The organism is Calditrichota bacterium (assembly GCA_013151735.1).
In the GTDB taxonomy this organism is placed as follows: Bacteria; Zhuqueibacterota; JdFR-76; order JdFR-76; family BMS3Abin05; genus BMS3Abin05.
On the sequence record JAADHR010000025.1, the window covers coordinates 1 to 7,904 of the forward strand.

The following is a 7,904-nucleotide window of genomic DNA, read 5'->3' on the forward strand; positions in this document are numbered from 1 at the left end:
CAACTCCGTTATTCAAATAGAGCGTATTATATTTATATTCCAAACCTGTTTTTATTTGATGTGATTTCGATACCTGCGATGTGATATCAAACTTTATTCCTTCAACAGCGGAATAACGGTTAAAATGGGTCATGTTTGTGCCGCCCGTTAAAAAACTATAGCTGTCTTCCCGATTTCTTAATAATTCAGGATTAACGTAGCGCCGATCATTCGGATCCTTGTACAGATACGAACGATACTGCACAAAATAATTCGAATACTTGAGTGTATAAAATGTTTTGGGCGAAATCATGTGATTTAGGGTCAGAATATGGGTATAGCCGTATGAATAATGATGAACATCACCGTCCGGATTATATTTAAATAAATGATTGTATTTTCTATAAGTTGAATAATTTCCAAGGCCATTATAGCTAATTGTTACCGACGGATTAAAATGATATACCACTTTCAAATTGGCATAATATTTCTTCTGTTCGTTCATAGGCACGGGTTTTTTATCCCCGGTTTCCTGCATGTAAAAAGATGTGGGATTCTGGAAATTCGAAGAATCGGACGGATTAAACCGCCTTTGCCCGTAAAGCCAACCCTCATTATGATACGCCCTCGTCGAAAGATAAAATCCCAATTTCTTTTTTGAAAACGGAATGGGGCCCGACACATAGAGTTGTCCGTTGGTGATATCCGTTGGACTGACAGAATCAATATTATAAAAAAGCTTTTTATCCCGACTTACATAATCTCCGAAATAAATACTTCCGCCGCCTGTTAATGTGCTTGAGGGATCTTTTGTGACAATTTCCACCACACCGGACATCACCTTGCCATATTCGGCATTAAAGGTTCCGCTGATCACCTTTAATTCCTGAATAGCTTCTTGATTGACCTCCACGGCTACCCCGCCCGAAAAAGGATCCGATACGGAAACACCATTAATCAAATAGGCCACTTCACTGGCACGGCCCCCACGAATATGCAAGTCACCGCGGCTGTCCTTTACAATGCCCGCCTGTAATTGGAGCACATCCTCAAAGCTTTCAACCGGCATATTCCGGATTTCACTGGCTGTAACCGAACTGGCGGTTGAGGTGAGATCTTTTTGAATGAGCGGTTGTTCAGCCGTAACGATGACGGATTTTCCCAAACTGAGTGTCATTGGCTTTAACCCAAAACGCAAGTGCGTGGTATGATCTACAAACACCTGCACGTTTTTAATGCTCATTTTTTGATAGCCGAGCATGGACGCCGTCACCGTATAAACTCCGGGCGGGATATTGATTACAAAGAACTCTCCGTTCATATCAGTCGCGGCCCCTATCGTTGTTTTTTCAAGGATGACATTCGCATAAGGGAGAGGGTCTCCGCTGTCTACATCGAAAACCTTACCAACGAGTTTTCCTGTCTGGCCGCCTATTGCTCGTCCCGAAAAAAACACGCATAAAAAAAGAGTAAAGACCAGCCACAATAGTTTATCTTGTTTTTTCATGATTCAAATCGCATTTAAATAATAGAGAGGGACGTGCATAGAGACGCCCCTCTCGGCCAATTCAATTATTTCATCAGAATCATTTTTTTCGTTTGACTGAATTTCTGAGTAGTAATTTTGTAGAAATAAATTCCGGATCCGACATTTCGGCCCAGATCATCCGTACCATTCCATTCCACGGTGTGACTACCCGCAGAATAGTTTTTACCATCAACAAGGGTGACAATTCGCTTTCCAAGGACGTCGTAAACAGCAATGGATACGTTCGATTGAACGGGGACACTGAAATCAATTCGGGTTGAAGGATTGAATGGGTTGGGATAATTCTGACTCAGACGGAATTCCCGAACGACCGGGGTTGATTTTTCTTCATCAACACGGACTGCCGTTTCATTGGACAGGACCACATTCCGGTACATATCATATTTTTCGAAGTTGGGATCAACCCACTGCGTACCCCACCAGTTGGGAGCATAATCGGACACATTGGGATCATACGCATCCTTCGACGCATAATCCATATCCCAGATCACTGCGCTTAGTTTCACCGTATCCCCATCGCTGTAACCAAACAAGTCCGTATGCACCACGACTTCCAGTGAATATCCTGCATCCGGCCCGTTCGTTTCCGTGTTTGTCACGGTCCCCGGCGGCTCATAGGACGCCCCTTCGGCTCCTCCCGTGGGCACATTGCCACCCAACTGAAAGTCAATCCCGGCTCCTTCCGTCGGGTTGAAATACATCGCCTTGATCTCCAACCGATCTCCCGAACCTGGAATCACACCCTTGTAGGTCATCCACAAGAACAGGCCATCTGCTTCCCAGCCCGGGGACCAATTGCACACGGACGAATCGTTCGAAACCACGCCAATGTACAAATCCGTTCCCTTGTGTGCAAACTTCACCACCGCCCGGCTCTGATCCGTGTATTGATTGTTCGGATCGCCCCACTGCATGTACCAGCCGCCCGTACTGCTGTTCGAACCCTTCGCGATGACCACCGAATCTGCTTTGGCCCAAAAGGATTCGGTTAACTGGCCGTCCAGTGTAATCGCCTCGTCGGTCTTCACAGCAAGCTTTGTCGGAGGATCCGCCAACCGCAGAATCCGCATGTCCGGGCCCCATTCGCTTCCCCACCATTGCTTGTAATAAGAACCCACGTCGCCCCAGGCGGTGCTTCCGTCGGGATAGCCATCCGGATCAAAAATATTAATCAATACCGGCACATCTGCATAGGGATCCGTGTAGCCCAACTGATCCAGGTGAATCACCAGCTCCGCCGTATATCCCGAATCTACCTGGGTTGTGTCATTTACCACTGTTCCCGGCATCTTGTATCCGGCCCCTTCGCCTGAGCCCGGATAGAGTGAAGGACCTTCATAATGAATATCCGGATCCGTACCACCCAAATTAAAATACAATTTGTACTCCACTGTTGTCCCCTGGGCATCCTGAACCTTCATAAATAACCCATCCCCTTCCCAACTGTCACCAAACCGGCAGACTGACTTGTCGTTCGATTGAAGGGAAATGTACAAATCCAACCCATCGTGCAGTATCCGGACAATCGTGGTTGTCGTATCCGTGTAGGTGCCTTTTACAAGTGTCCCGTCGGTTGCTCCGTATTCAACATCACCCGGTGTAAAATGCGACCGAAATACCAGGTAATCAAATCGCCGCTGCCAATCCGTCTCATCCAGTTTGCCATCCACTGTAATCGGATGCTCCACCGATTGGATCTGCAAATAGGGGGGATCAACATGGCCCTGGGCAAAAAGAGAACCGGCCCAAATTAAGGACAGGCAAATTGCCCCTACCAATACGCTTGTAATAACTTTCATGATTCTTCCTCCTTTTGTTTGTTTAACCGCTTTAAACAAATTCATCGGCATTATTAGTGTCACATCCGCATGACCCCCCAATCACAATCTTTGTTTCCATATCCTCTCTATAGGGTTTCGTTGAGTCCACCTCCCCTTCAATCATTTTCAATAGGTACTTCATGGCTTTTTGCCCCAGTTCCACAATCGGAACATGGACAGTTGTTAAACGAGGCTTTAGAAATCGAGAAATAAAAATATCATCGAAACCGGCAATAGCGACATCCTCCGGAATCCGTACGCCCATTTTTCTGGCAGCTTCGTAAGCGCCAATGGCCATCATATCATTCGCGGCGAAGATCGCCTCGGGTTTGGGGCTCCGTTGCAGGAGTTCATAAAAGGCTTCAAACCCCGATTTTGTTGCAAAATCTCCCGGAATCAGCAGCGAGTTTTCAATAGTAAGCCCTGCCGATTCAATAGCCTTCTTGAAACCGGCAAAACGTTGTTCTGCATCAAAATTGTTCTTAGGGCCCAAAATCATTCCAATACGCTCAAAGCCATGTCCAATCAGATGCTTCGTGATCATTTCCGCCCCCTGAATATTGTTGATGTTGAAGCTGACAACCTGTTCTTCGTCTAAGCAACTGTTAATCATGACGACAGGGCATTTTGCAAAGGCCAATAATTCACTAATTTCCCTGTGCAGTAGCGGGGCCATTACAATAACACCATCCACCCGACCACTGGTCATGAATTCCAGAAGCGTTTCAGCGATATTTTTTTTACTGTGGGATCCGGTAACCATCAGGTATTTATTTGATTTCGTTGCTTCCACATCCATACCGCGAATCAGATCGGAGAAAAATTCATCCACCAGCTCGGGAAGAATAACCCCGATTGTATCTGTATGATGAGTAGAAAGGCTGCGTGCAATTGGATTGGGAACATAATTATGTTCCTTCATAATTTCCAGGATACGTCTGCGGGTTTTCTCCTTAACAGGTCCTTTGCCGTTAATGACACGAGAAACCGTTGCAACAGAAACACCTGCTAACCGGGCTATTTCACGAATTTGCATAATGAGCATCCCATAGTTGGTAAACATTCAGATACTAAACCAAAAATGTAACCGGTTACATTTTTCAAAAAAATATAATCAATTATTACTATTGTGTCAAGGTATTTTTTTAAAAATGGGAACAATCTTTCGTCTTGAATTTGCATCTTTTTATTAATCAATGAGTTACAAAGCATAAAAATTATTCCTTTATGCTGCCGACTAAAATCCCTTGTACATAATACTTTTGCAAAAAGAGAAAGATTAAAATAATTGGAATAATCGTAATCACAGATCCCGCCATCATGAGTTCGGTATCCTGTGCGTGCTCTCCGAGCAAACCGGCCAATCCGACGGGGAGGGTATACATGCTGTCTTTCGTCATTACAATTAATGGCCAGAGAAAATCATTCCATGTTCCCATAAAAGTGAACAGGGCCAACGTAATGAGCACGGGTTTGGCCAGAGGCATAATTATCTTCCAAAAGATCAAAAAAGAACTTCCCCCATCCATATAGGCTGCTTCCAAAAGGCTATCCGGGATGGTTGAAACGTATTGGCGAATCAGAAAAATTCCAAAAATACTGGCCAATCCGGGCAGAATAATGCCCCAATACGTATTGAGTAATCCTAATTTGTTCAACAAAAGAAACACGGGAAGCATCGTGATTTGCCCCGGGATAATCATTGATGTGAGCAAAAGCGTAAAAACGGGACGCTTTCCGGGAAATGTAAATTTAGCAAAAGCAAAACCAGCCATTGCATTCACCAGTAAAGATCCTCCTGTAACACCCAATGCCAGAATGGTACTGTTCAAAAAATAGCGGCCCATATTTAGCTCGTGAAAAAGGATGGCATATTGCTGAAAGGAGATGTGCGTCGGAACAAAGTGAGGGGGGAAAAGCGTTGCCTCACCATTTTTCATGAAAGACGCACTCAACATCCATAAAAACGGTATTAATGTGAAAGCCGCCGCAACAAACAGACATAAATGAAGTAAAAGAGATTTTGCTGTGTTCCGTATCATTTATCCCCATGCTTCCCGTCGTTTTCCCAAATACAATTGCAACACGGCCGCAAGAAAAACCACACTAAACAGAACAAAAGCAATCGAAGCGGAATACCCCATCTTCCACCACCGAAATCCCTGATCGTACAGATAAAGCACCACACTCAATGTCGCATTCAGGGGCCCTCCTTGAGTCATGATGTAGGGCTCTGCAAAAAACTGAAGGTAGCCAACGACCGTCATAATTGTCACCAGCAGAGTGGTAGGTGCCAATAGGGGAACCGTGACATGCCATTGCTGACGCCACCAGTTCGCTCCGTCCAAACTGGACGCCTCATAAAGTTCTCCCGGAATGGTTTGCAAACCGGCAATGTAAATCATCATAAAATAGCCGAAATTTTTCCAGGTGGCCAACAGAATGAGGGCCGGCATGGCCCAATGAGGATTCCCCAGCCAGTCGATGGGCCCACAATGGAATAAGGCCAAAATGTAATTGAGAAGCCCAAATCGTGGATGGTAGAGATATCGCCAGACAACAGCAATCGCCACCAAATTCGTGATCACCGGCAAAAAGAACGCCAGCCGAAAAAAACTTTTGAATCGAAGTAAAGATGACTGCAGGGCCATTGCCGTAAAGAGAGACACGAAAATGGTCAGCGGCCCCGCCACAAGCACAAAATAAGCGGTATTCAAAAGCGATTTCCAGAAGAGAGGGTCGTGAAGCAGATGCTGATAATTTTGAAGAAACACAAACCGTGTGCGGGCCAGATTACCGATGGAATAGATGTCGAAATCGGTAAAGCTCATTCCCAAGGCGGCTAAAACAGGAAGAAAAAAGAAAACCGTTAGTGTAAGAAGAGCCGGTGCCAAAAAAATGTACGCTATTTGATAGGTTTTCTTCATAAAGTCTCAAATTCCAGATTTGAAGGATTTCTTACTCGGGCAATAAATTCTGGGATAAAAGCCATCGTCGCTTTTCCAGAATCCGATCGACGTCGCGGTCCAAATCAATTACGGCTTGCTTAAGTGTCATTCTACCATAGATTACTTTCTCCAGGTATTCCTGCATTTTGGACGCAATTTGCTCCCATTCGGCCAATTTCGGGGTGGGCTGAACGGTCTCAAGCTGTTCCCTGAACGCCCGAATTTGAGGATCAGACAGAATGCTCGAATCGCTCCAGGCTTTCCGAACCGCAGGCAAATCCCGGGTCAGTTTAAAAAAATCCGTTTGCGTTTCCGACCGGGACAAAAACTCAATCACTTTCCACGCTTCCGATTTTCGTTTGGAAGATTTAAAAATCACCAGGCTGGCTCCGCCCGCAACGGAAACACTTTTTTTGCCCTTGGGCATGGGCGCCGTTCCCCATTTGTTCCGAAGTGAAGGGACACGCTCTCTGATTTCATTTATATCCCAAGGACCGCTTATAAACATCGAAAAAAAACCCGCTTGAAATCCCTGATAAATGTTCGAAACGCGACTCATATTTTTGGGAGCCCAACCATTTTTAAAAAAATCCACATAAAATTGGAGAGCCTTTACGGTATTCGGATCCTCAAACGCACCGTAACATTTATTTTTCTTCAGAAATCGACCCTCATTTTCCATAATTAATATGACCGGAACATACGGATTATTATGAGCCAGGGGAAAATAATTAGCAAAGTTCCCCTCATTGGGCGGAGACGCCCTTTTTATTCTTTTAGAAACCTCTGCCCATTCGCGCCAGGTCGTGGGTGGATTCCGGTATCCCACTTTTGCCAAAAGGTCCTTTCGATAAAACAAAACTCTCGTATCCACATACCAGGGAATTCCGTACAGTTTTTTATGAATCACATTGGTTTGCCAGATACCGCTGAAAAAATTTGAGGAACGAACGACGGGTGAACCAAGAACGAAAGAATCCAACGGGGTGAGGGCACCCATGCTTTCAAATTCAGCAATCCAGGTATTTCCAAGCTGGCAAATATCCGGAGTCGATTGACCGGCAAAGGCCGTCAGTAATTTTTCATGCGCAGAGGACCAGGGAATTCTCTGAATTTTCACGGGGATTTCAGGGTGTAACCGGGCAAATTTCACCAGAAGGGTTTCAAGATGCTTGCCCTCCTGCCCCATCGCCCAAAATGTAACCGCTTTATTCTGTTTCGAAAGCGAATGGCATCCAACAACTGGCACCGTAAGTAAAATGACGATCGGAATGAGACGTTTTAATCCTGGAATCATAGAGAATGGCCCTTTTATGTAACCGGTTACATTTTTCAATGTAATATATTTCACTTCTGAAGTCAAGCTATTTTTTTTGTGCACTGAAATTTTAGGAGATCCTCAAACCGGTTTTTCCTGTCATCCGGTACCTTACCGGGAAATGAAGTCTCAAACCGTTGGGAGGCACGATCTATTTTTGGCAGGTTTATTTCTTGATTTTTTATAAAATAATTCTTACTTTTGGTTCTACTGGCTTTTTTGTGGATTTATTTTCTTAAAATACGGAAAGCATTCCATTCTAACCCTCCTCCCGGCCCCCTCCCTGAGAT

Annotated in this window: 6 protein-coding genes; all 6 read right to left on the reverse strand. The window is 44.9% G+C overall.

Features of this window, described 5'->3' with window-relative positions; all coding sequences use genetic code 11:
* Positions 1 to 1,486: TonB-dependent receptor plug domain-containing protein (locus tag GXO76_01605; GenBank protein NOY76543.1), on the reverse strand; the 1,486-nt coding region annotated here is incomplete at its 3' end.
* A gap of 65 nt (positions 1,487 to 1,551) precedes the next feature.
* Complete coding sequence (locus GXO76_01610; GenBank protein NOY76544.1) at positions 1,552 to 3,327, reverse strand: T9SS type A sorting domain-containing protein; 1,776 nt, start codon at positions 3,325 to 3,327, stop codon at positions 1,552 to 1,554.
* Between the two features lie 31 nt (positions 3,328 to 3,358).
* The gene (locus tag GXO76_01615) at positions 3,359 to 4,384 is read right to left on the reverse strand and encodes a LacI family transcriptional regulator (protein ID NOY76545.1); all 1,026 of its coding nucleotides are present in this window, start codon (positions 4,382 to 4,384) and stop codon (positions 3,359 to 3,361) included.
* Positions 4,385 to 4,565: 181 nt separating this feature from the next.
* Positions 4,566 to 5,390: a carbohydrate ABC transporter permease gene (locus GXO76_01620; GenBank protein NOY76546.1), complete on the reverse strand. Its 825-nt coding sequence runs from the start codon at positions 5,388 to 5,390 to the stop codon at positions 4,566 to 4,568.
* Positions 5,391 to 6,275, reverse strand: coding sequence for a sugar ABC transporter permease (locus GXO76_01625; protein NOY76547.1), 885 nt, complete (start codon positions 6,273 to 6,275; stop codon positions 5,391 to 5,393). It abuts the gene before it with no gap.
* A gap of 31 nt (positions 6,276 to 6,306) precedes the next feature.
* Positions 6,307 to 7,593 carry a sugar ABC transporter substrate-binding protein gene (locus GXO76_01630; protein NOY76548.1) on the reverse strand — a complete coding sequence of 429 codons (1,287 nt, stop codon included), beginning with the start codon at positions 7,591 to 7,593 and terminating at the stop codon, positions 6,307 to 6,309.
* Positions 7,594 to 7,904 lie beyond the last annotated feature (311 nt).